This window comes from Tenacibaculum sp. M341 (assembly GCF_004337695.1).
Taxonomy (GTDB): domain Bacteria; phylum Bacteroidota; class Bacteroidia; order Flavobacteriales; family Flavobacteriaceae; genus Polaribacter.
The window spans coordinates 149,059-170,661 of sequence record NZ_SJXJ01000009.1; the positions used below are offsets into that span (position 1 = coordinate 149,059).

Genomic DNA, 21,603 nt, shown 5'->3' on the forward strand with positions numbered 1-21,603 from the left:
ATCACACAACTTTTATAAAACTTCTACTTTAAAAATAGTTTAATATTATTCTTCTATAAAGTGATTTTTAACTAAGTCTAATACACTTTCTACTGTTGGCATTTTAGCTATTTTGACTTCTTTAAAATGTTTTTTAGCCTCATTTGCCGTTGTTTCTCCAATACAAAAAGCTACTTTATCTTCTGTAACATTCTGTTGCATGTAACTTTCTACTGTTGAAGGACTGTAAAACAAAACTCCGTTTACAGATTCATCTATTTTATTTGGACTAAGCATTGTTTTGTATGCTTCAACCTCATTTACTTTAATGTTTTGTACTCCTAACTTTTTAGGTAAAGTTTCTAAACGTACATCACTACAGAAATAAGTAACTTCTTTGTTTTGCAATTCATCAACTAAATAATCAGCTAATTTTTCGGCATTTTTTGCTGAAAACGCAACAGGTCCTATTTTCTGTTCTATTAATTTTTTAGTTCTTCTACCAACACAATAAATATTTTTAAAGTTTAATTCGTCCTTGGTAAAATTATTTAAAATAGACTCTACACCGTTTTTACTAGTAATAATTACATTTTCTATTTCATCCTTTACTATTCTCGGAGAAATACGGTTGAATCTAATTTTTATGAAGTCGCTGTCTTCTACTTTAAAAGAAGTTGGAACAGTTTTTTTCTGATTTTCAGATAATTTTTTAGTAGAATAGATTGAAAACTTCTTTTGCAAGCCTTCATCTTCCATCATTAAAATCTTTCCTCCTCTATCAATAATATAAGTAGCACAATCTTTAGCTACATATTTGTGTCGTCCTACAGGAACTTTTTTACTAACTTCTATCTTCTTTTTTCCATCTCTACTTAGTAAAACTCCTTTAAAGACTAACTCCTTGTCTACTTCATTAATATATGCTAATGCACCAATTGGAGCTGTACACCCACCTTCTAAACGATTTAAAAACTCTCTTTCAATAGTTGTACAAGTTTGGGTATCAACATCATTTAATTGATTGGCAGCATCTATAGCAAAATCATCGTCTTCTAATGCAGTAATCATAATTGCACCTTGAGCTGGAGCAGGAATCATCCAAGAAAGATTGATAGCTCCTTTAGGTCTTTTTCCAATTCTTTCTAAACCTGCAGCAGCAAAAATAGCACCATTCCATTCGTTTGTATCTAACTTTTCTAGTCTTGTGTTTACATTTCCACGTAAATCTACAACTTCATGAGTAGGATATCTATTTAACCATTGAGCCTTTCTACGTAAACTACCCGTAGCAATAACTCCTTCAGGTTGCGCCATGAATTCTTCCGAATCCTTTAACACTAAAATGTCATTGTAATTTGCTCTTTTTAAAACAGCAGCTTGTACAATTCCTTTTGGTAGTACTGTAGGTACATCTTTCATAGAATGCACAGCAATATCAATTTCTTTATTTAACATTGCTACATCTAAATTCTTTGTAAAGATTCCAGTAATACCTAATTCGTATAAAGGTTTATCAAGAATGATGTCTCCTGTAGATTTTATAGGAACTATAACAGTTTTATATTCTAGCTCTTCTAATTGTTTTTGAACTTTTTTAGCTTGCCATAATGCTAATTCGCTTTCGCGTGTTCCTATTCTAATGATTTTTTGCATCTATAGTTTCTAAATTTGTGCCAAACACTTTAGCCATTACCTGTATACTTTGGTTTACAGAAGTTTCTTCTTGCTTTAAGTGTTTTACAAACTGGGTAGTTATTTTTTGAATAAATCTTGATGTAATAGCTTCAGCCTGATCTACATCAAAGTTATCTATTTTCTTTTTATGAAAGTTTATTTCGTTTTGTTGAATAGTTTCCAACGACTTTTTTAAAGCATTGATTGCTGGAGTAAAACGACGATGATTCAACCATTCTTTAAACTCTTCTTTATGTTCCTCGATAATACCTTCTGCTACAGGAACCTCTTTTTTACGAATTGTTAAAGTTTCATCAGTTACCTTTGATAATTCATCAACATTTACCAAAGTAACATTACTTAAAGCTTTCACTTCTTCAGAAACATTCGCAGGAACAGATAAGTCTAAAATTAATAATTCTTTATCTGTTTGTATATGCTCTAACGTAATTACAGGCATAGAAGCACCTGTAGAAACTACTAAAATATCGGTATCAGATATCTCTTTTGTTAGATTGTTATAACTAGCCTTACTAATAAAAGGGTGTTCTTTTACAAATTCTTCAACCTTTTCTTCAGTTCTATTGATTAATGTTACAGATTTATTTTGAGTGTATTCGGCTAAGTTTTTACACGTATGTTTTCCCATTTTACCTAATCCGAATACTAAAATGTTTTTCGAATTGTAATCTGGAAGGTTTTTAATTAAATATTGAACTGCTGCATAAGAAACAGAAGTAGTACCAGAACTTAATTTTGTTTCGTTCTTTACTCTCTTACTTGCTTGCATTACATTATTTAGTAATCTTTCTAAATAAGCATTAGTAGTGCCTATTTCTTTAGCTAACTTAAATGCTTGGCGTAATTGACCAACAATTTCATAATCACCTAAAATCTGACTATCTAAACCAGTTCCCATTCTAAACAAATGGTGAATAGCTTCTTGATTTTTGTGTACATACGATACTTTAGCAAACTCTTCTACAGAGCCCATTGAGTATTTACACAACATGCTTATTAACTGGAAAGGATGATCAGCAAAACCTATTATTTCAGTTCTGTTACAGGTAGACAATACAAAAACACCATCGAAATCGTTTTGCTTAACTTCTTCTAAAAGTGCTATTTGATTCTCTTTTGATAATGAAAACTTACCTCTTGTGTGTGCGTCAGCTTTAACGTAACTGATTCCTATATTATAAAAATTCTTAGCTTTAATATCTGTCAACATTAAATAGTAATCAAAAAATCGACACAAAAATAGAAACTTACTTCATATAAAAATATCGCTAGAAGAACTTTTAATGTCGTTTTTTGTTTTTTGAGATTTTTTATTCCTAAAAACCCTGATTTTATGTACTTTTGTAGTAAAACAAGCTTTTACAAACCCTTTTATATAGAATAATTCTAAATAAAAAGATTGTAATTTTAAAAACATATATCGTTGAAAAATATCGCTGAAGGTTCATTTAAAGAAACAAACTTAGAAAATGGTTTTTGGTTACTTGAATTCAGTAACGAAGAAACAGAAGCACAACGTTTTGAACGTGACATAGATAACTCTTTTATTCAAATGCATTTTTGTTTACGAGGAAATGCTAAATTTCATTTTAATAATGGAAGTTATACATTTGATGTACTAGATAAACGCTCTATATTATTATACAATCCTCAGCAAAAACTTCCTCTAAATTTAGAAATACGACCAAAAACTACTTTAATCTCATTATTAATATCGATTGAAAAATTTCATTCATTATTTTCTAAAGAAGCTAATTATATACCGTTTTTGAGCGAGGAAAACATCAATAGAAAGTATTATGATGATAGCGATATTAGATCAACTGTATTAGTAGTATTGCAACAAATTATAAATGCCAATATCAATAGTTCAATTAGAAACCTATACATAAAAGGTAAAATTTACGAATTATTAAGTTTACATTTTCAAAAAGACGAAGCTAGTAATGGGGAATATTGTCCTTTTTTAGTAGATGAAAGAGATGTTATTAAAATTAGGAAAGCTAAAGATATTGTAATTGCTAGAATGTCAGAGCCACCTTCTCTTCAAGAATTAGCTAATGAAATTGGTTTAAATCTAAAAAAATTAAAAGAAGGATTTAAACAAGTATATGGTAATACTGTTTATAGTTTCTTATTCGATTACAAAATGGATTTTGCCCGTAAACTACTTGAAAAAAATCAATTAAACGTAAATGAAATTGGATTACAAGTTGGTTATAGTACTTCTAGTCATTTTATTGCTGCATTTAAAAAGAAATATGGCACCACTCCCAAACAATATGTTATTGGTTTTAATAAAAAATAAAGTATTAAGTCAAACTAACAATTTAGTATATTGAAAAACATTGAAATACATTCTATTAAAACCGACTTGCCTTATAGTATTATTAGCAAAAAATATAATTCGGCACAAAATGATAGTATAGTGTTTATTTGTTCTGCTACCGGTGTTTTACAAGGATATTACTCTAAATTTGCTTCATTTTTAAGTGAACACGGTTTTACTGTTTATACTTTTGATTATGGTGGTATTGGACTTTCTAAGAAACAAAGCTTGAAAAATTTCGATACAACTCTTACAAACTGGGCAACAAACGATATAGAAAATGTAATTAAATATATTAAGTCTTTACATCCAAATAAAAAAATCAACTGCTTATGTCATAGTATTGGTGGACAATTAATTGGATTAGTACCTTCAAACAAAATAATACACAATTTAGTTTTAGTTACTTCTCAAAATATTAATCATCGATTTTGGAAAGGATTTTCAAAGATCCAAACTTTTCTAAATTACCATTTATTAATTCCTACAGTTACTTACCTATATGGCTACCTACCTAGTAAGCGTATAATGAAAATGGAAAATTTACCAAAGTCAATGGCTTTTGAATTTGCTAAATGGGGTCGAAGTAAAAATCATGTATTCAGTTTAAAAGGAAAAAAAAGTCTTTTTCATCATCAAATTACAGGAAATATAACGTCATATAGTACAGAAAACGATAATTTTGCACCTAAGGAAGCTGTGGATTGGATGGCTAAGAAATATGAAAACGGAAACAATGTTAGAAAGCACTTAATCGCTAAAAATTACAATGTAAAAAGCATTGGACACTTTGGCTTTTTTAAGTCTAAATTTAAAGATTCAATCTGGCTAGAATTTTTATCAGATTTACAACAATAAATGAAACAATTAAACCACGAAGAAATAGCAAATAATCAGCAAAAGTTTCCAATTACAATTGTTTGTGATGCTATTCGTACTCCTGAAAATATTGGAATGTGTTTTCGTATAGCCGAAAGCTTTGGAGTTTCTAAAATATACTTACACGAGAGTTCGCCTACTATTGAAAATAGAATTGTTAAGAGAACTGCACGTAATACGTTTGCACAAATTGAGTCAGAAAAATATGAAGATTTTTCTGAATTAATCACAAGTTTAAAAAATGATGGTAACAGTGTTATTGGTATTGAAATTACTGATAAGAGTATAGATATTCAGAATTTTGATTTCAAAAATCATGAAAAAATCGTTTTACTTTTGGGAAGCGAACGTCATGGGATTAAAAATATAGATTTACTAGACGCAACTGTTTCTATACCAATGTATGGTAGGAATTCCAGCATGAATGTAGTGCACAGTTTAGCCATTACTTTATATGAAGTAACGAATCAGTTAGAAGTTAGAAGTTAGAAGTTAGAAGTTAGAAGTTAGAAGTTAGAAGTTAGAAGTTAGAAGTTAGAAGTTAGAAGTTAGAAGTTAGAAGTTAGAAGAAAAATAGATTATTTAAATAATGAAAAGACTTTTATACATTATCATTTTATTATTTATTCCTTTAACAATGCAATCGCAAGATTCTATTAAAGGTAAACTATTTACTTCTCATATTTTTAAAAAGCAATTTCCTTTAATACTGGTATATGTAGATGGGTTTATTCATAGAAAAGTAATTGATGATGATGGCTTTTTTGAACTAAAAATTGAAAAAGAACAAGATGAATATCTTATCTATTTTGAAATAAACGACAGTATTGTTAAAACATACAATTATAAGCATGAATGGACTAAAAGAAAAAGATCAAAATCCATAGCCTTTGAAAAAGAATGTGAAATTATTTCAAAAAGTGCTACAAAAGATATTGAAAATGACACACAAAAATTATATGTATTTCAAGTAGAAAAATTATCTAAAAAAGATTTAGAAATTCAAATGAAATACAATTTCACCTATGTTTTAGTTAGCAAAGATGAGATTCATAATTTTGATTGCTATAAAAGATATAACGATAGAATTTTTAAATGTCTTGTATTAAGTAAAGACGTTTCAAAAGATATTTTAAATAAAAACACAATAGGAATAGATGAGGCTTCAATAAACGGACCTTGTCTTAATATAAAAACTAAAAAATGAAAGGAGTTTTATTAGTAAACTTAGGATCTCCAGACAGTACAGATCCAAAGGATGTTAAAAAATATTTAGGCGAGTTTTTAATGGATGAACGTGTAATTGATGTTCCTTATTGGTTTCGTTCATTTTTAGTAAAAGGAATTATTTTAAATACACGTCCGAAAAAGTCTGCAGCCGCATATAAAAAAATATGGTGGAAAGAAGGTTCACCATTAATTGTTTTATCTGAAAGACTTCAAGATAAAGTACAAGCTAAAACAGAACTACCTGTAGCATTAGCCATGAGGTATGGATCAATGTCTATAAAACAAGGATTACAAGAGTTGTATGACAAAGGTGTAAAAGATGTATTGTTAATTCCATTGTATCCTCAATTTGCAATGGCAACAACAGAAACTATTGTTGTTTTAGCTGAAGAGTTAAGAAAAGAGTTTTTTGCTGACATGAAGATTACTGATGTTCCTGCTTTTTATAATAAACCAGAATACATCAAAGCGTTATCTAACAGTATAAAAGATTATTTAGCTGATAAAGAGTATGATCATATCTTATTCTCTTATCATGGTGTACCAGAACGTCATATCCGTAAATCAGATGTTACTAAATCACATTGTAAAATAGATGGGAGTTGTTGTAACAAGCCTTCTAAAGCTCATGAGTTTTGCTATAGACATCAATGTTTAGAAACTACTAAAAATGTAATCAAAGAGTTAGATTTAGATGAAAACATGGTTTCTACCTCTTTTCAATCTCGTTTAGGTGTTGATCCATGGTTGCAACCATATACTGACAGAACTATTGTAAAGAAAGCTGAAAAGGAAGGCGTTAAAAAATTAGCTATTGTAACTCCTGCTTTTGTTTCTGATTGTTTAGAAACTTTAGAAGAGATTGCAATGGAAGGTAAAGAAGAGTTTTTAGAAGCTGGTGGTGAAGAGTTCCACACGGTTCCTTGTATAAATGATAATGAAGAGTGGGTGAATGTATTGGCTAAATGGATTAATGAGTTTTCTAATAACTAAATGAAGCAACAATTTCATTACTTTTTAACTGCTGTATTGTTTTTCACAAGAATACCTTACCCGAAATGGGTGAATCATTCTTCTGAAGCACTACTTAAGAGTAATCGTTTTCTTCCATTAATTGGTATTATCGTAGGAAGTATTGCTGCTTCTATTTTTTATACAGCTTCTTTTATTTTTCCTAAGGAAATAGCAGTTATTTTAAGTATGATATCATCTATATGGATTACAGGAGCTTTACATGAAGATGGTTTTGCAGATGTTTGCGATGGATTTGGAGGCGGATGGACTAAAGACAAAATTCTATCTATCATGAAAGATTCTGTCTTAGGAGCTTTTGGTGTTATCGGATTAATTATAATATTAGGTTTGAAGTTTTACTGTCTTAATTTTTTTGATAGTAAAACCTTACCCTTAATTATTATATCTGCACATGCCATTAGCAGATACAATACAACATTACTTCTTTTTTCTCATAGTTATGTGAGAGGTGAAGCTACTTCAAAAGTTAAAATCAACAACAATAAACTAAGTTTAACATCATTAATAATAGCTTTTGTAATTGGTATTACTCCCCTATTCTTTTTTAAGTCGCCAATTATTCTGTTATCTTTAATTCCATTATTTATTACTTACTTATATCTTAGTAATTATTATAAGAAATGGATTGGTGGTTATACAGGTGATTGTGCTGGAGCATTACAACAAGTTTCTGAAATTGTTTTTTACTTATCTCTAATAGGAATATGGAAATTGTTTTAATAAGACATACCACTCCAAACATAAAAAAAGGAATCTGCTATGGTCAATCGGATATTGATGTAGCAGATTCTTTTATAGATGAAGCTGAAAAGATTCTAAAAAAAACTACTGATTTAGAATATGACATCCTCTATTCAAGTCCTTTAAAAAGATGTAAAAAATTAGCACAAAAAATTAATTCTTCAATAATTACTGACGATCGTTTAAAGGAATTAAATTTCGGTGATTGGGAATTGAAAAGTTGGAACGACATTTATAAAGAAGATTTAAATAATTGGATGGATAATTTTGTTGAAATACCAACCAAAAACGGAGAATCTTATATTGATTTACATAAAAGAAGTACTGACTTTATAAATGAAATTAGTAAACTACCTTACAAACGTGTTATTGTAGTAACACATGCAGGAGTAATTAGAAGTTTTTGGTCTTACATCCATAACATTCCATTAAAAAATTCCTTTGAACTAAAAGTCAACTATGGTGAAATACTTACTGTAACCATATAAAATTCATCAAACCGCAGCTACTTAAAGGAAAATCTCTACTGCTTTAATAAACGATTTGATTTACATACCAACGAATATGAAATATATTGATACAGGTATGAAATCACTATTTCCTGTTTCGTAAATATATTACACATTTGTGTAAAGGAGTTAAGCTTCCTTTTAAAATTAATCAACCAAGTAAATACTAAATTAGTTTATAAGAAGGGAGATTTTGAAGGAAATACAATTTAGTAATTGAGTTACCAATATAAATCTGTAAACTAATTTAATCATAAGGCGGACCTCCGTCCGTCTTATGATACTTAAAACAAGATTAAAATGAAAAAATCTATTCTTAACCTCGGAAAAGCTTTAAGTAAAAAACAACAAGAATCTATTAAAGGCGGAATTGGACTGTGTAGTGATATCAGTGTTTGCCCAAATATAAACGACAGGTATTGTATCGTAATTGGTATAGGAAACTGTTTAGTTCTTGGATAATATTATAAAAATAGGGTAAATACCATACCTACATTACATGTAAAAAACTCATTATTTTTACTCGGTATTTACCCTTTACCTGTTTTTACTCCTCTCTCTTCACTAAATCAATAGAAAATGCTGGTAAGCATATAGCTATGTATTCACACTCATTTTCAAAAGGATTTGAATATTGCACTCTTACACCTTTCTCAATTTTTATTGATTGTCCTGCTTCAAGAATAATTGTTTCACCATCAACAATAAATTGCTTTTTACCTTTTATAATATATGTGTACTCTTCAAATTCTGGAGTTTGAAAAGGTTCACTCCAACCAGAAGGAGCAACCATATGTGCAATACTAATATTTGAATTTTTATCAGTTGCGTTACCAAAATGTTCTTCAATTAATTTTCCATCAGTAGTAGGAACCACAAAAGGATTCTTTTGAATTAAATATTTTTTTTTCATGATTTTAAATCTATATCAACAAATTTATAAAATGGAATACCATTTGTGCTATAAGATTTGTATAAATTAATTATAACTAAACAACTAAAAAGAGATGTAGTTTTGCTACATTTGTCGCGCTTTTCTCAGACAAATTTTGAGAAAATGACAAGTTGACACTTAAAATATATCAATGGAAGAAAAAAAATTTGATTTCAACTCTTTTATAGGAATGCTTTTATTAGGTGGTATTCTACTATGGTGGATGAACACTGGTAATAAAGATGTTGAACAAGAACAATCTAACGAAACAAAAACCGAACAAGTTAGTACTAATCAAACAGAACAAGCAATTACAACTGATGTTGCTGTTAATGATTCACTAAAGCAAATTCAACTTAAAAGCCAACTTGGTGCTTTCTCATATGGTGCCATGAATGGTAAAGAAGGAGAAACAACTATAGAAAATGAGTTAATCAAATTAACTATTAGCAATAAAGGTGGAGAAATTACGAATGTATTAGTAAAAAACTACCAAACTTATGATTCTTTACCATTACATATTGTTAAAGACAAAAATGCATCTTTCAATATTAATTTTGGTACTACTGATAATAGAATTTTAAATACTAAAGATTTATTATTTATTCCTTCTAAAACTAAAAATGGAGAGAATACAGTATTATCTATGAAATTAAAGGTTTCTGAAAGCCAATATTTAGAATACCGTTATGAAATTAAGCCAAATGATTACAAAATTGATTTTGCTGTTCGTTCTCAAGGTTTAGGAACTGTTATTAATAGCAGTCAAAAAATCAGTTTAAATTGGGATTTAAAAGCACTTCGTAAAGAGAAAAGTATGCGTACAGAAAATATGTACACATATTACTACTACAAAGAAGATGGTGATGTTGAATATTTACAAATGAAAGATGATGATATTGTAAATAATGTTGAATGGGTGGCATACAAACAACACTTCTTTTCAGCTGCTCTATTAACAGACACTCCTTTTAACGATGCTAAACTGAAGTCTGTAGACTATGCTGGTGAAGAAGTTGATAGCGTGTTTACTAAAACATTCTCTATTAACACTCCTTTAGCTTTAAAAAATGGAGAGTTAAATTATAACATGCAATGGTTTTACGGACCAACAGAATACAACTTATTAAAGACCTATGAAGGAACAGACTTAGTTGAAATAAGTGATTTAGGTTGGGGAATTTTTGGTTTCTTAAACCGAAATGTTTTTTACCCTGTTTTTAATGTATTAAAAGGATTTATTGGAAACTATGGTTTAATTATTATTTTAATGACAATTGTTGTTAGAATTATTTTATCACCTGTTTTATATAAATCATATTTATCAAGTGCTAAAATGAAGGTTATTCGTCCAGAAATGGAGGAAATCAATAAAAAGTACCCAGGTTCTGAAAACGCGATGAAGCGTCAACAAGAAATTATGGCGGTTCAAAGAAAAGCTGGTGTAAGTATGATGTCTGGTTGTATACCTGCATTACTTCAAATGCCTGTGTTCTTCGCTTTATTTAAGTTTTTCCCTACCAATATTGATCTTCGTCAAAAAGCATTTTTATGGGCTAACGATTTATCGTCTTATGATGTAATATTTAAGCTTCCTTTTAATATTCCTTATTATGGAAATCACATTAGTTTATTTCCAATTTTGGCTTCGTTAGCTATCTTTTTCTATATGAAAATGAATCAAAGTCAACAAGCAAACATGCAAGCTCCACCACAAGAAGGTATGCCTGATATGAGTAAAATGATGAAGTATATGATTTACTTCTCTCCTATTATGATGTTATTCTTCTTTAACAATTATGCAAGTGGATTAAGTTTATATTACTTTATATCTAACTTATTAACTATTGCTATAATGCTTGTAATTAAAAACTTTGTAATTGACGAAGCTAAAATTCATGCACAAATTGAAGAAAACAAAAAGAAGCCTGTTAAGAAAAGTAAATTTAGAGAGCGTTTAGATGCTGCAATGAAACAAGCTCAAGAACAACAAGAAGCTCAAAAAAGAGCTGCAAATAAAAAAAAGAAATAGAAATTCTATCGTTAATTAGATTTACATCTTTTATATAATTTTAAAACCGTTTTGTTAAACAAAACGGTTTTTTTCTTTAACATATCTTTAACTATAAGTGATTAAACCAATTGTGAACTTAGTTGTCTAATTTGAATTATATCAAATCATACTAATGAAAAAAATTACACTTATATTTTTTCTTTTAAGCATTTCTCTTTTTGCTCAAACAAAAAAAATACCACGAATAACAGTAACGGGTAAAATTATAGAAGCCAGTACCAAACAACCTTTAGAGTATGCTACTTTAATTTTAACCAACAAAAAAAACAATAAAATAACTGGTGGAGTTACCAATTTGAAAGGTAACTTTAATATTGAGGTTCCTAAGGGGGATTATCTTATGAAGGTTGAATTTATAGGATTCAAAACAAAACAACTTCCAGAGAGAAAACTTATCAAAAGCACAAATTTAGGAACTATTACTCTTTCTGAAGATGCTGAAACTTTAGATGAAGTTGAAATTATCGCTGAAAAATCGACTGTTGAAATTAGATTAGACAAGAAAATTTTTAATGTTGGAAAAGACATGACCATCAAAGGAGGAAATGCATCTGATGTATTAGATAATGTTCCCTCTGTAAATGTTGATGCCGAAGGTGCTGTAAGTTTAAGAGGAAATGAAAATGTTCGTATTTTAATAGATGGTAAACCTTCTGCTCTTGTAGGTTTAAGCGGAACAGATGCTTTGAGAAATTTACCTGCTGATGCTATTGAAAAAGTAGAAGTGATTACCTCTCCGTCTGCAAGATACGATGCTGAAGGAACTGCTGGTATTTTAAACATTATTCTTAGAAAAGGTAAAATAACAGGTTTTAACGGATCTATAAATACTTCTGTAGGGAATCCTGATTTGGCTCAGATTGGAGGAAACTTAAATTACAGAACTAAAAAACTAAACATCTTTACTAATTTAGGATACAGATATCGTAAGGGTCCTGGTAACTCATTAACCAACTTTACATACATCAACGAAACCACTAGAGCTATTGATAGCACAAGAATAGAAGACAGAGATTTTGATAGAAAGAGTAACAACTTTAATTCTTCATTAGGTTTAGAGTATTACTTAACCAAAAATAGTTCTATTACAGGTACAGTTTTCTACAGAAAATCTAAAGGAGATGATGTAGCTACAAACAATATTGATGTGTTTGAATTTGAAGATCCTAATCTTGTTTTATTAGACCAAGTTAGAATTGAAAATGAAGAAGAAGACGGAACTGATATTCAATATGCTTTAAATTACACTAATAATTTTGATGGTAAAGGTCAACGTTTAAATATCGATTTACAATACAGTGAAAGTGACGAAACTGAAAACGCTCCTATTACAGTCAACGGAGCTTTATCTGAACAAAACTCTCAAATTACTAATTCTATTGATCGACTTTTACAACTAGATTACGTGTTACCTATTGGCGAAAATAGTCAGTTTGAAGCTGGACATAAATCTACATTACAAAATTTAGATTCTGATTTTAGAGTAAGATTTACAGACCCTTCGATTACTTTTGATCCTTCTAATGAAATTAACTTCAAACAAAATGTTTATGCTTTTTACGCTCAGTTTGGTAGTAAAATCAACAAGTTTTCGTATTTGCTTGGTTTAAGAACAGAAATAACAGATATTGATTTAACAGTGTTTACAACAGATCAATCATCAGAAATAGATTTTACAGAACTTTTTCCAACTATTAACTTAGGGTATGAATTGAGTGAAAATGATAACATAACACTGGGATACAGTAGAAGACTAGAAAGACCTCGTTTTTGGTTTTTAAATCCTTTTGAAAGCAGAAGTTCTAACACAAGTATTTTTAGAGGAAACCCAAGTTTAACTCCAACATTTACTAGTTCTTTTGATTTAGGTTATAATACAAGAATTAAAAAAATAAATCTTGGTGCTTCTTTATACTACCAACACTCTACAGATTTAATAAGACGTGTTTCTATCATAGAAAATAGAAGTGGAACAAATGTATTTATTAGTCAGCCTGTAAATTTAAACGACGAACAACGTTATGGATTTGAATTTACAAGTAACTATAATGTTTCTAAAAAAGTTAGATTATCTGGATCATTTAACTTTTTTAAATTTAAAACAGATGCGTTTACATACACATATACCGCAAATGACGGAGAAAGTATTACTACACCTTTAGATGAAGTAAATCAAAGTACTTGGTTTGCTCGATTCAATTCACGAATTACATTACCTGCAAAAATTCAATGGCAAACACGTTTATCTTATCGTGGACCACAATCTAATGCACAAAGTGACAGAGAAGGAATTTTTGTTACAAACTTAGGTTTTAGTAAAGACTTGTTTAAAGAAAAAGCCACATTAGTTTTAAATGTAAGTGATTTATTTAATTCTCGTAAAAGAGAAAGTACTACTTATTTTGGTGGTAGAGAAGCTCCTGAAACAATTTCTAATGGAATATTTCAATGGAGAGAACGTCAAATTACATTAAACTTTACGTACAGATTCAATCAAAAAAAGAAACGAGAACGATCTAGACGTGAATATGATGGTGATGGTGGTGGAGAATTTTAAAAATTTAACGGGTGTGTTGTTTTATATAACACACCTTTTTTTTATAAATCTTACTAATCGTTATTTATTATTTTAAAGTAACTAAATAAACTTTACCTCCGTACTTAGGAGTTAACTCATATTTTAATTTTGAATCTATCGCTTTTAAAAACCTTTGTGTTTCTCTCATATTTGCATTATCAACATACACAATTGTTTTTTTATGAAAATTAGGTTCTAATAATTCGAAAACAGCTAGATATAAATCTTTCCAACCATCTAAAAATAACAAATCAATTGGCTGATTGTAATTTCTTAATGTATCAATAGCATTACCTATTCTCACTTCTATTAAATCATGTACTCCAGCTCTTTTAAAATTTTCTATCGCTGTTAACGCCTTAGATTCAATCAACTCAGTTGTTACAATTGTACCATTAGTTTCTAATACTCCTTTTGCCAAAAACAAGGTAGATATACCAAATGAGGTTCCAAATTCAACAATATTTTTTAATTGATTTTCTTTAATTAAATTTTCTAATCCATCACCTTCATCTTTAGATATTGAAAGATATATATTTTTAAAATCTGATGGTTGCATAGGTCTAAAAACCGCTTTAGTTGCTTGACCTATCATTTTCAAATAATCATTTTTTGAGTCTTCAAATAACTCATTTATGGTTTCATCTATTTTTGTGTATTCCATTTAAACTTTAATTAAATTATATATGTTTTGTATTAATTATAATTGTGTGAAGGGGATAAAAACAAAAGGAATATTAACCTCATAATATTCCTTTTGTAATTGAAAAAATTAATTTTCGTTTCTTATAAAATCAACAACTCTTTCAGCTACTAAAACTGTAGGAGCCATTGTGTGACCTGATATTAAATTAGGAATCACAGAAGCATCTGCTACCCTTAAATTTTCAATACCTCTCACCTGCAATTTTTCATTTACGACAGCCATTGGGTCTTCTTTTCTTCCCATTTTAGCTGTACCTACTGGATGGTAAATAGATTGAGCTCTATTTTTAATATAATCTTTTATTTCATCATCAGAAGCCTCTAAACTTAATGACACAGTATCTAAATCTGTAAACGGCGTTAATGAAGATGTTGTCGGAAACTTCATGGCTATTCTCATTCCATTGATGTAAGTTTTTACATCTTGTTCATCCCCTAGATAATTAGGGTTTACAAGAATAGTATCTTTAGGATCTGCAGAAGCCAATCTAATATTCCCTTTACTTTTAGGTTGAACTAATCCTACATCTATGTAATAACCTGCATTTTTAGGAGGTTCTTGCCCCCATTCTACCGGTGCATTAATATTAAACATCAATTCCATATCTGCCACTGGTACTTCAGGTGAAGACTTAAAGAAAGCTGCACTTGTATTTTGAACTACAGCCAATGGACCATATCCTGTTCTTCTCCACTCTTCTAATTGATTTGGATCATTTGGATTTGCTCTTAATGAAACACCAACTCCATCAGGAGAAACTACTCCAAAATCAGTTCTTAAATGATCTGCAAGATTCTCTCCCACTCCAGGTAAATCTTTTACAACTTCAATACCTAAACTTTTTAAATAATCTGCTGGTCCAATACCTGAATGCATTAATATTTTAGGAGTAGCATACGCTCCTGTACAGATAACAACTTCTTTAGCAGCTCTTATTGTTTTTGTCTCACCTTCTTGAAAATATTCAACACCTACTGCAATTCCATTTTCTATAATTACTTTTAATACGAAAGCTTCAGTTTGAATATTTAAATTTGAACGCAACCTTGCACTATCTAAATAATTAGTTATTGTGTTATGTCTACGACCATTTTTAAAAATACTCTGCCAAACATCAAAACCTTCATTATTTACAGCGTTTAAATCATCTGTAGCTCCTAAACCCACTTCTACACAAGCTTGTTTAAAAACTTGTGTCATAAAAGTACCTTCGGGAGTTGTTTCTAGCTTCATCGGTCCACCAACACCTCTAAACTCGTTGGCTCCTCTATCACTATCTTCTATTTTAAGATACCACTTTAAAATAGTTTGCCAATCCCAACCATCTAAATTCCAACTATCGTAATTTGCGGCTGTTCCTCTTGACCAAGAACCTATATTAATAGCTGCAGAGCCTCCCATAACTTTACCTCTAGGCTGCATTACTTGTCTTCCATTCAACCCTGGTTGGGGTGTAGAATTATATCCCCAATTGGTATCTGGTGTCCACATAGTACCTGCTCCATTAGCAAAAGCAATACCTTCTTTTGTATTTTCACCACCTGCTTCAAGAAGTAAAACAGTTATAGTTGGATCTTCTGATAACCTTGATGCTACTACAGGTCCAGCTGTTCCACCACCTATTATAATGTAATCAAACTCTGTATTCATTTTTTTAATCTATTTGTTTAAAGAGGCAAATACCATTGAATTGATATCTACCTCTAATCTTAAACTAAATCAAACTAGAACTTCCCGTTTGAATTCTTCCATGCTGATTTTGCTGGAATAGTAGTAATCACATCCCAATGCTCAACAATTTTACCTTCTTCTAATCTAAATAAGTCATAAAAAGCTGTATGATCCCCTTTACCAAACTTTCCTTCACTCATAGTTAATACAAAGTTTCCTTGACCTAATACTTTATGAAGTTTTGTATACTCCATTACCAATCCGTTTTCAGCAAAATATTTCATTGCCTCTCCAAAACCTTTTAAACCATCTGCTACAGCAGGATTGTGTTGGATATATTTTTCTGGATTGATATAAGTTGTTAGCTTATCCATTTCATGACCTAACAAAACTTTTTCAATAAAATCTTTTACTGTTTTTTTGTTCGCTTCAGTTTTATCTAAATCTGTTAAAGAAGTAGCTCCATCAAATTGAGTTCTACCGCTAGGATTTGGTTTCTGAACTTCTAAAAGATTATCCCAATGCTCAACAATTTTTCCATTTTCAAACTTGAAAACATCAAATCCTGCTTTTGGTCCAAAGAAATCATATTTAGTATGAGTAAATACATAGTCTCCATCTTCAAAAGCACGAATTACTTCTGCTTTAAAACCTTGTGGAGGCGCATGCTGCATAACTTCACCAAACCCTTTTAAACCATCAGCTACATCTAAATTATGTTGGATGTATTTTTCTGGATTGATATAAGAAATAGGTTCTTTATCTCCTGTATTAAAACTGTTTAACAATGCTACAACCTTCTCTTTGTTTTGTAATTGATTCTTGTTACCTGTTAAAGCAGTTAAAGATTCACATCTTGACATCCAAATAGTTGATTGGTTCATCATTCCCATAAACTCTTTAGAAATTGGGTTGTTCATAAAAGGTTGTAATGCAGCATCTGAATTTTCTTTGTTATCCCAATAAATTACAACAACCTGATCTCCTTTATCGTCTACCCCTGTAATTCGTTGTAAAAATCCTTTTCTTTTAGCAGTAACATCCGTCTCTACTTTCTTATTAATTTTATCAAAAGCTTTAATATCTGCACCGTCTTTAGTTTTAAAAGACATCACTTCTACAAAATCGCTATTATTAGCCTTAAATTCATCTTCTATTGTATAACGTGCCATTTTCATACTTGTAGGATCTATCATACCTGCATAATCAGCAACAGAAGTATCTGCCATAAATTTTTTCATAGAAGCATCTGCATCTTGAGCTGTATTCCAATATACTAACACAACATATTCTCCTTGATCATTTACGCTGCTTTGACGTTTAATAAAACCAGGCTGCTTGCTTGTAAAATTACTTTCTACTTCAGCATCTAGCTTATTAAAATCTAAATGGTTTGCCGTAGTTTTTAAATTAAAACTAGTTACTTCTAGTACATATTTCTTTTTTTCTGCTTCTGTACAGTTTGCAAATAATACTGTAATCATTGCTATCATTAATATTTTAAGTTTCATAATTCGTATTTAGTTTTTATAATTTTATTATCTCTATATTGAATGGCATCTCTTGAGTAACTCCGAAGAACACTCCTAATTGAGACTCAGCAACAAAAACATATTCATTACCGTTATCTGACAAATACCATACTCCAGAAGGATTAAATAATCCACTCTTAACCACAGATCCCTCACCTGTAGTAGCATCACTTAAAACTACTTTGTATACTACACCTCCATCATTAGAACCTAAACTAGCATCGTTTGTAGCATAGTATATTGTGTTGTTACCATCCCAAGAAATACCATCAATATCAATTTCTGCAATACCAGAAACCGTTACTTCTTGAACTGTTCCAGCATCACCATTGCTAGTGATAGGGATATACCATAACTTTCCACCTTGAGCTACATAAAAAGCATCTTTTCCGTTATAGATCATACCTCCAAGACCTCCTTTTGTAGGATCCCAAGCAGAAGCATCAGGTGTTAACCAATTAGTAACAGCATTAGTTACAGGATCAACTTTAAAAATTCTAGGTGTAGAAAAATCTCCAGCATAATATTTTCCATTTACTATTTGTACAGACTGCGCTGTAGTACCTAATGGATACTCCCATTCACCACTTTTAGCACCAGTGCTAATATTATACTCTATTAGTTTACTTCCCTCTCCCTGAAAAGTGGTGAAGTTTAAATTGTTAATATTACTTAAAAGCACATTTCCATCACTCGTAAAACCCCAAGCTTGTGGATAACCAGTTTCTGCTGGTGCAAACTCTTCTTCTGTAGCTTGTTCTTTAGTTAAATCAAAAGACTTTACTGAACCATCACCGAATCCACTAGCAAAAAGTTTTCCATCTACTATAATAATATCCTCCGGAAAAAAAGTATTATCTGCTATACTCAAATTACTTGGTATAACTAGTGGTGTTTTGGTATCAACTACCTTTTCATCACTACAAGACCAAGTAGCTGCTAATAATAGAGCAATAGCTATGGAACTGAATTTAAAATTTCTCATTTTTAAAAAGTTTTTGAATGTTTTTTATAATGGTACAAACCTACCCATTAAGTAAGTTTAAAGGATTATCAAACCGAAACGAGAAATGGTAAAAGTGTAACCTAAATTAAATTAAGCTATGTAAAAAGTATGAGAAGATTAAAATTCTTTTCTAAACTGAAGTGGAGTTTTAGTTGTGTTCTTTTTAAAAAACTTTATCATGTTGGCAGGCTCTTCAAAACCTGTTTTATAGCTGATCTCTTTTATTGATAATGAAGAAGATGATAGATAACGTTTGATTTCTATAATCACAAAATCATCTATAAATGTTTTGGCTGTTTTACCTGTTAATTCTTTAACTACATCATTTAAAAACTTATAAGACACCAGTAACTCAGAGGCATAAAACCTTGAACTTCTAGTTTTTACATAATCAACACTTAATAGTTTCCTAAAATTATTAAAAATCTCTAGCCAATGTTGTTTTACATCGCTAACTGACTGTTTTTCTTTAACTCTTTCAGCTTTTATTAAAATAATATGAAGATAAGCTCTTAACATTTCTGACTTTGCAAAACTGTTGGGTAACGTATATTCTTGATGTAATTTTTTAACAGTACTAACAAAATCTTTTTTATCTTTTTCTCCTTTAGGTAAAAAAATAACGGGAGTCTCTAAATGATAATTGTATAACCTATTTAGATTTATGTTTTTAGAAATGAAGTAGTTTTTTTCTAAAAAATCGCCATTAATTACAATACAAAATCCTTTTGCTTTTTTACTATTTTTAGTAAAATGATGTACTTGATTTTTTGCTATGAATAAAACATTTCCTTCTTTTAAATTGTAATACTCAAAATCTACATAGTGTGAGTAGGAATTTTTTGTAATTACTAAAATGAAATAAAACTGAATTTTATGAGCTGTAAATGGATTATGAGACTTTATCTTTTCCAGTTTTTCATACGTTTCAGTAAAAGTCATTACTTCAATGCTTAATTCTACTTGAGATTTGTATGAAATTTTTGGAAAACTCTTAACCATAATGGTAAAAGTATGAATTATATTTATTCAAACTAAGACTCTTAAAGGTAAAAATGTTCTTTAAATAACTAAAATAGCCATCATACACATAGGTAGATGGCTGTTTTAAAATAGTTTGTTTTCTTAGTGTTAAAAAAGAAACATTAGAGTTAAATGTAATTAACTATAAAATCTTAGTCATTATGCATAAACTTTTGTTTCGCTAACAACTCTTCATCTGTTTCAACATTATTATCATCAGGTACACAACAGTCTACCGGACAAACAGCAGCGCATTGAGGCTCCTCATGAAAACCTTTACACTCTGTACATTTATCTGCAACTATATAGTAAATTTCGTCAGAAATTGGTTCCTGATCTTCGTCTGCATTTGCTTTATTTCCGTTAGGTAAAATTATATTTCCTGTTAAATCTGTACCTTCTGAATATTTCCACTCTTCTGCTCCTTCATATATAGCTGTGTTTGGGCACTCTGGTTCACAAGCACCACAATTTATGCATTCATCTGTTATTATAATTGCCATAAAATATCACTTTCAGTTTTTGTAACTTTGCAAATACAAAAATAAAGCCAATTTAATTTAGAATCAATTTAAATGGATATAATCGAGAAACGAATTCAATCATTTGTAAAATTAGGACAATTTTTAAGTCAGTTTAATAGAAATGAAATTTCTAAAAAAGAGAATATTGAATTCAATGATTTATTTTTTGATGGATTTAAACATCAATTAAAGCTAGCTGAAGAAAACAATAGTTGGTTTACTAAAGAAAACTTGCTTTTTTCATGTGAAAGTTGGGCAAACGCACTTTCTTATGATAATATTTCTAAATGGATTGTAAACGAAAGTTTACCAAGCTCTTCTAACAAAAAAGTAGCCATTATTATGGCTGGGAATATTCCTCTTGTAGGTTTTCATGATTTTATTGCTGTATTAATATCGGGACATTCTGTATTGGTAAAACAATCAAGCAACGATACGCATTTAACACCATTTTTAGCTAAATATTTAGAATATGTAAATGAAGATTTTAAAGGTAAAATTGAATTTACAAAAGAAAAACTAACTGATTTTGATGCTGTAATAGCCACAGGAAGTAATAATACAGCAAGATATTTCGAATATTATTTTAAAGATAAACCTAATATTATTCGTAAAAACAGAAATTCTGTAGCCATTATTACTGGTAAAGAAACGGAAGAAGATTATGAAAATTTAAGTGAAGATGTATTTCGCTACTTTGGATTAGGTTGTCGTTCAGTTTCTAAATTATTTGTTCCTAAAGATTATAATTTCGATTCTTTTTTCAAAGGAATGTTTAACAAACAAGAAATTATTAATAATGCTAAATACGCTAATAATTACGATTACAACAAAGCTGTGTATTTAATGAGCGAATTTGATATTTTAGAGAATGGTTTTTTAATGATTAAAGAAGATGAAAGCTACTCATCTCCTATTGCTTCAGTATTTTATGAATATTACGAAAATGAAGATGATCTTAAAATTAAACTTTATGAAGAAAGGGATAATATTCAATGTGTAGTTGCAAAAAACTTCATTGAAAACGAAATTTCTTTTGGTCAAACTCAGCATCCTAACTTGTGGGATTATGCTGACGGAGTAAATACACTAGATTTTTTATCAAAAATTTAATTCTCAACTCTTAAAATTGCATCTTTGTACTATCAATCTAAT

20 protein-coding genes are annotated in these 21,603 nt (G+C 29.8%); 11 read left to right on the plus strand and 9 right to left on the minus strand.

Annotated elements, in window-relative coordinates; translation table 11 throughout:
* Nucleotides 1-45: 45 nt before the first annotated feature.
* Both hemC and hemA read right to left on the minus strand, forming a co-directional pair.
* Entirely contained in the window at nt 46-1,635 is a 1,590-nt protein-coding gene (gene hemC, locus EYW44_RS12060; protein ID WP_132723919.1) for a hydroxymethylbilane synthase, read from the minus strand.
* A complete protein-coding gene (gene hemA / locus EYW44_RS12065; RefSeq protein WP_132723920.1) occupies nt 1,619-2,887 on the minus strand; it encodes a glutamyl-tRNA reductase in 1,269 nt (422 codons plus the stop codon). The genes hemC and hemA overlap by 17 nt, the downstream gene beginning before the upstream one ends.
* A gap of 207 nt (nt 2,888-3,094) precedes the next feature.
* Between hemA and EYW44_RS12070 the strand changes: the two genes are divergently transcribed.
* The 8 genes from EYW44_RS12070 to EYW44_RS22210 all read left to right on the plus strand — a co-directional run bounded on the left by EYW44_RS12070 (nt 3,095) and on the right by EYW44_RS22210 (nt 8,862).
* Nucleotides 3,095-3,985, plus strand: a complete 891-nt coding sequence (locus tag EYW44_RS12070; protein ID WP_132723921.1) for a helix-turn-helix transcriptional regulator — start codon at nt 3,095-3,097, stop codon at nt 3,983-3,985.
* Between the two features lie 30 nt (nt 3,986-4,015).
* Nucleotides 4,016-4,864, plus strand: coding sequence for an alpha/beta hydrolase family protein (locus EYW44_RS12075; RefSeq protein ID WP_165872214.1), 849 nt, complete (start codon nt 4,016-4,018; stop codon nt 4,862-4,864).
* The gene (locus tag EYW44_RS12080) at nt 4,865-5,374 is read left to right on the plus strand and encodes a TrmH family RNA methyltransferase (RefSeq protein ID WP_132723923.1); all 510 of its coding nucleotides are present in this window, start codon (nt 4,865-4,867) and stop codon (nt 5,372-5,374) included.
* A gap of 100 nt (nt 5,375-5,474) precedes the next feature.
* The gene (locus EYW44_RS12085) at nt 5,475-6,092 is read left to right on the plus strand and encodes a hypothetical protein (RefSeq protein ID WP_132723924.1); all 618 of its coding nucleotides are present in this window, start codon (nt 5,475-5,477) and stop codon (nt 6,090-6,092) included.
* Nucleotides 6,089-7,108 carry a ferrochelatase gene (gene hemH / locus EYW44_RS12090; RefSeq protein WP_132723925.1) on the plus strand — a complete coding sequence of 340 codons (1,020 nt, stop codon included), beginning with the start codon at nt 6,089-6,091 and terminating at the stop codon, nt 7,106-7,108. The genes EYW44_RS12085 and hemH overlap by 4 nt, the downstream gene beginning before the upstream one ends.
* Entirely contained in the window at nt 7,109-7,870 is a 762-nt protein-coding gene (locus EYW44_RS12095) for an adenosylcobinamide-GDP ribazoletransferase (protein ID WP_132723926.1), read from the plus strand.
* A complete protein-coding gene (gene cobC, locus EYW44_RS12100) occupies nt 7,855-8,379 on the plus strand; it encodes an alpha-ribazole phosphatase (protein ID WP_132723927.1) in 525 nt (174 codons plus the stop codon). Before EYW44_RS12095 ends, cobC begins: the two co-directional genes overlap by 16 nt.
* Before the next feature lie 321 nt (nt 8,380-8,700).
* Nucleotides 8,701-8,862: a hypothetical protein gene (locus EYW44_RS22210; RefSeq protein ID WP_165872215.1), complete on the plus strand. Its 162-nt coding sequence runs from the start codon at nt 8,701-8,703 to the stop codon at nt 8,860-8,862.
* Between the two features lie 85 nt (nt 8,863-8,947).
* On the opposite strand, the gene EYW44_RS12105 is transcribed toward EYW44_RS22210, so the two are convergent.
* Complete coding sequence (locus tag EYW44_RS12105; RefSeq protein ID WP_132723928.1) at nt 8,948-9,313, minus strand: cupin domain-containing protein; 366 nt, start codon at nt 9,311-9,313, stop codon at nt 8,948-8,950.
* Nucleotides 9,314-9,485: 172 nt separating this feature from the next.
* Here EYW44_RS12105 and yidC point away from each other — a divergent pair, with 172 nt between their 5' ends.
* Nucleotides 9,486-11,366, plus strand: a complete 1,881-nt coding sequence (gene yidC / locus EYW44_RS12110; RefSeq protein WP_132723929.1) for a membrane protein insertase YidC — start codon at nt 9,486-9,488, stop codon at nt 11,364-11,366.
* 154 nt (nt 11,367-11,520) lie between these two features.
* Nucleotides 11,521-13,965: a TonB-dependent receptor domain-containing protein gene (locus EYW44_RS12115; protein ID WP_132723930.1), complete on the plus strand. Its 2,445-nt coding sequence runs from the start codon at nt 11,521-11,523 to the stop codon at nt 13,963-13,965.
* 67 nt (nt 13,966-14,032) lie between these two features.
* Here the strand turns inward: EYW44_RS12115 and EYW44_RS12120 are convergent, their stop codons facing one another.
* The 6 genes from EYW44_RS12120 to EYW44_RS12145 form a co-directional block, all read right to left on the minus strand.
* A complete protein-coding gene (locus EYW44_RS12120; protein ID WP_132723931.1) occupies nt 14,033-14,650 on the minus strand; it encodes an O-methyltransferase in 618 nt (205 codons plus the stop codon).
* Nucleotides 14,651-14,758: 108 nt separating this feature from the next.
* Nucleotides 14,759-16,342, minus strand: coding sequence for a GMC family oxidoreductase (locus EYW44_RS12125; RefSeq protein WP_132723932.1), 1,584 nt, complete (start codon nt 16,340-16,342; stop codon nt 14,759-14,761).
* Between the two features lie 74 nt (nt 16,343-16,416).
* On the minus strand, nt 16,417-17,874 hold the full coding sequence (locus tag EYW44_RS22610; protein ID WP_243643652.1) for a nuclear transport factor 2 family protein: 1,458 nt from the start codon (nt 17,872-17,874) through the stop codon (nt 16,417-16,419).
* A 16-nt stretch (nt 17,875-17,890) separates the two neighbouring features.
* Nucleotides 17,891-18,880, minus strand: coding sequence for a hypothetical protein (locus tag EYW44_RS12135; protein WP_132723933.1), 990 nt, complete (start codon nt 18,878-18,880; stop codon nt 17,891-17,893).
* Between the two features lie 138 nt (nt 18,881-19,018).
* Nucleotides 19,019-19,903: a helix-turn-helix domain-containing protein gene (locus EYW44_RS12140; protein ID WP_132723934.1), complete on the minus strand. Its 885-nt coding sequence runs from the start codon at nt 19,901-19,903 to the stop codon at nt 19,019-19,021.
* 173 nt (nt 19,904-20,076) lie between these two features.
* Nucleotides 20,077-20,427, minus strand: coding sequence for a 4Fe-4S dicluster domain-containing protein (locus EYW44_RS12145; RefSeq protein WP_132723935.1), 351 nt, complete (start codon nt 20,425-20,427; stop codon nt 20,077-20,079).
* 72 nt (nt 20,428-20,499) lie between these two features.
* Here EYW44_RS12145 and EYW44_RS12150 point away from each other — a divergent pair, with 72 nt between their 5' ends.
* A complete protein-coding gene (locus tag EYW44_RS12150; RefSeq protein ID WP_132723936.1) occupies nt 20,500-21,561 on the plus strand; it encodes an acyl-CoA reductase in 1,062 nt (353 codons plus the stop codon).
* Nucleotides 21,562-21,603: the final 42 nt, after the last annotated feature.

Coding starts and splice junctions, on each gene's coding strand:
- hemC (WP_132723919.1), bottom strand. CDS start 1,635: ATGCAAAAAATCATTAGAATAGGAACACGCGAAAGCGAATTAGCATTA.
- hemA (WP_132723920.1), bottom strand. CDS start 2,887: ATGTTGACAGATATTAAAGCTAAGAATTTTTATAATATAGGAATCAGT.
- EYW44_RS12080 (WP_132723923.1), top strand. CDS start 4,865: ATGAAACAATTAAACCACGAAGAAATAGCAAATAATCAGCAAAAGTTT.
- EYW44_RS12085 (WP_132723924.1), top strand. CDS start 5,475: ATGAAAAGACTTTTATACATTATCATTTTATTATTTATTCCTTTAACA.
- hemH (WP_132723925.1), top strand. CDS start 6,089: ATGAAAGGAGTTTTATTAGTAAACTTAGGATCTCCAGACAGTACAGAT.
- EYW44_RS12095 (WP_132723926.1), top strand. CDS start 7,109: ATGAAGCAACAATTTCATTACTTTTTAACTGCTGTATTGTTTTTCACA.
- cobC (WP_132723927.1), top strand. CDS start 7,855: ATGGAAATTGTTTTAATAAGACATACCACTCCAAACATAAAAAAAGGA.
- EYW44_RS22210 (WP_165872215.1), top strand. CDS start 8,701: ATGAAAAAATCTATTCTTAACCTCGGAAAAGCTTTAAGTAAAAAACAA.
- EYW44_RS12105 (WP_132723928.1), bottom strand. CDS start 9,313: ATGAAAAAAAAATATTTAATTCAAAAGAATCCTTTTGTGGTTCCTACT.
- yidC (WP_132723929.1), top strand. CDS start 9,486: ATGGAAGAAAAAAAATTTGATTTCAACTCTTTTATAGGAATGCTTTTA.
- EYW44_RS12115 (WP_132723930.1), top strand. CDS start 11,521: ATGAAAAAAATTACACTTATATTTTTTCTTTTAAGCATTTCTCTTTTT.
- EYW44_RS12120 (WP_132723931.1), bottom strand. CDS start 14,650: ATGGAATACACAAAAATAGATGAAACCATAAATGAGTTATTTGAAGAC.
- EYW44_RS12125 (WP_132723932.1), bottom strand. CDS start 16,342: ATGAATACAGAGTTTGATTACATTATAATAGGTGGTGGAACAGCTGGA.
- EYW44_RS22610 (WP_243643652.1), bottom strand. CDS start 17,874: ATGAAACTTAAAATATTAATGATAGCAATGATTACAGTATTATTTGCA.
- EYW44_RS12135 (WP_132723933.1), bottom strand. CDS start 18,880: ATGAGAAATTTTAAATTCAGTTCCATAGCTATTGCTCTATTATTAGCA.
- EYW44_RS12140 (WP_132723934.1), bottom strand. CDS start 19,903: ATGGTTAAGAGTTTTCCAAAAATTTCATACAAATCTCAAGTAGAATTA.
- EYW44_RS12145 (WP_132723935.1), bottom strand. CDS start 20,427: ATGGCAATTATAATAACAGATGAATGCATAAATTGTGGTGCTTGTGAA.
- EYW44_RS12150 (WP_132723936.1), top strand. CDS start 20,500: ATGGATATAATCGAGAAACGAATTCAATCATTTGTAAAATTAGGACAA.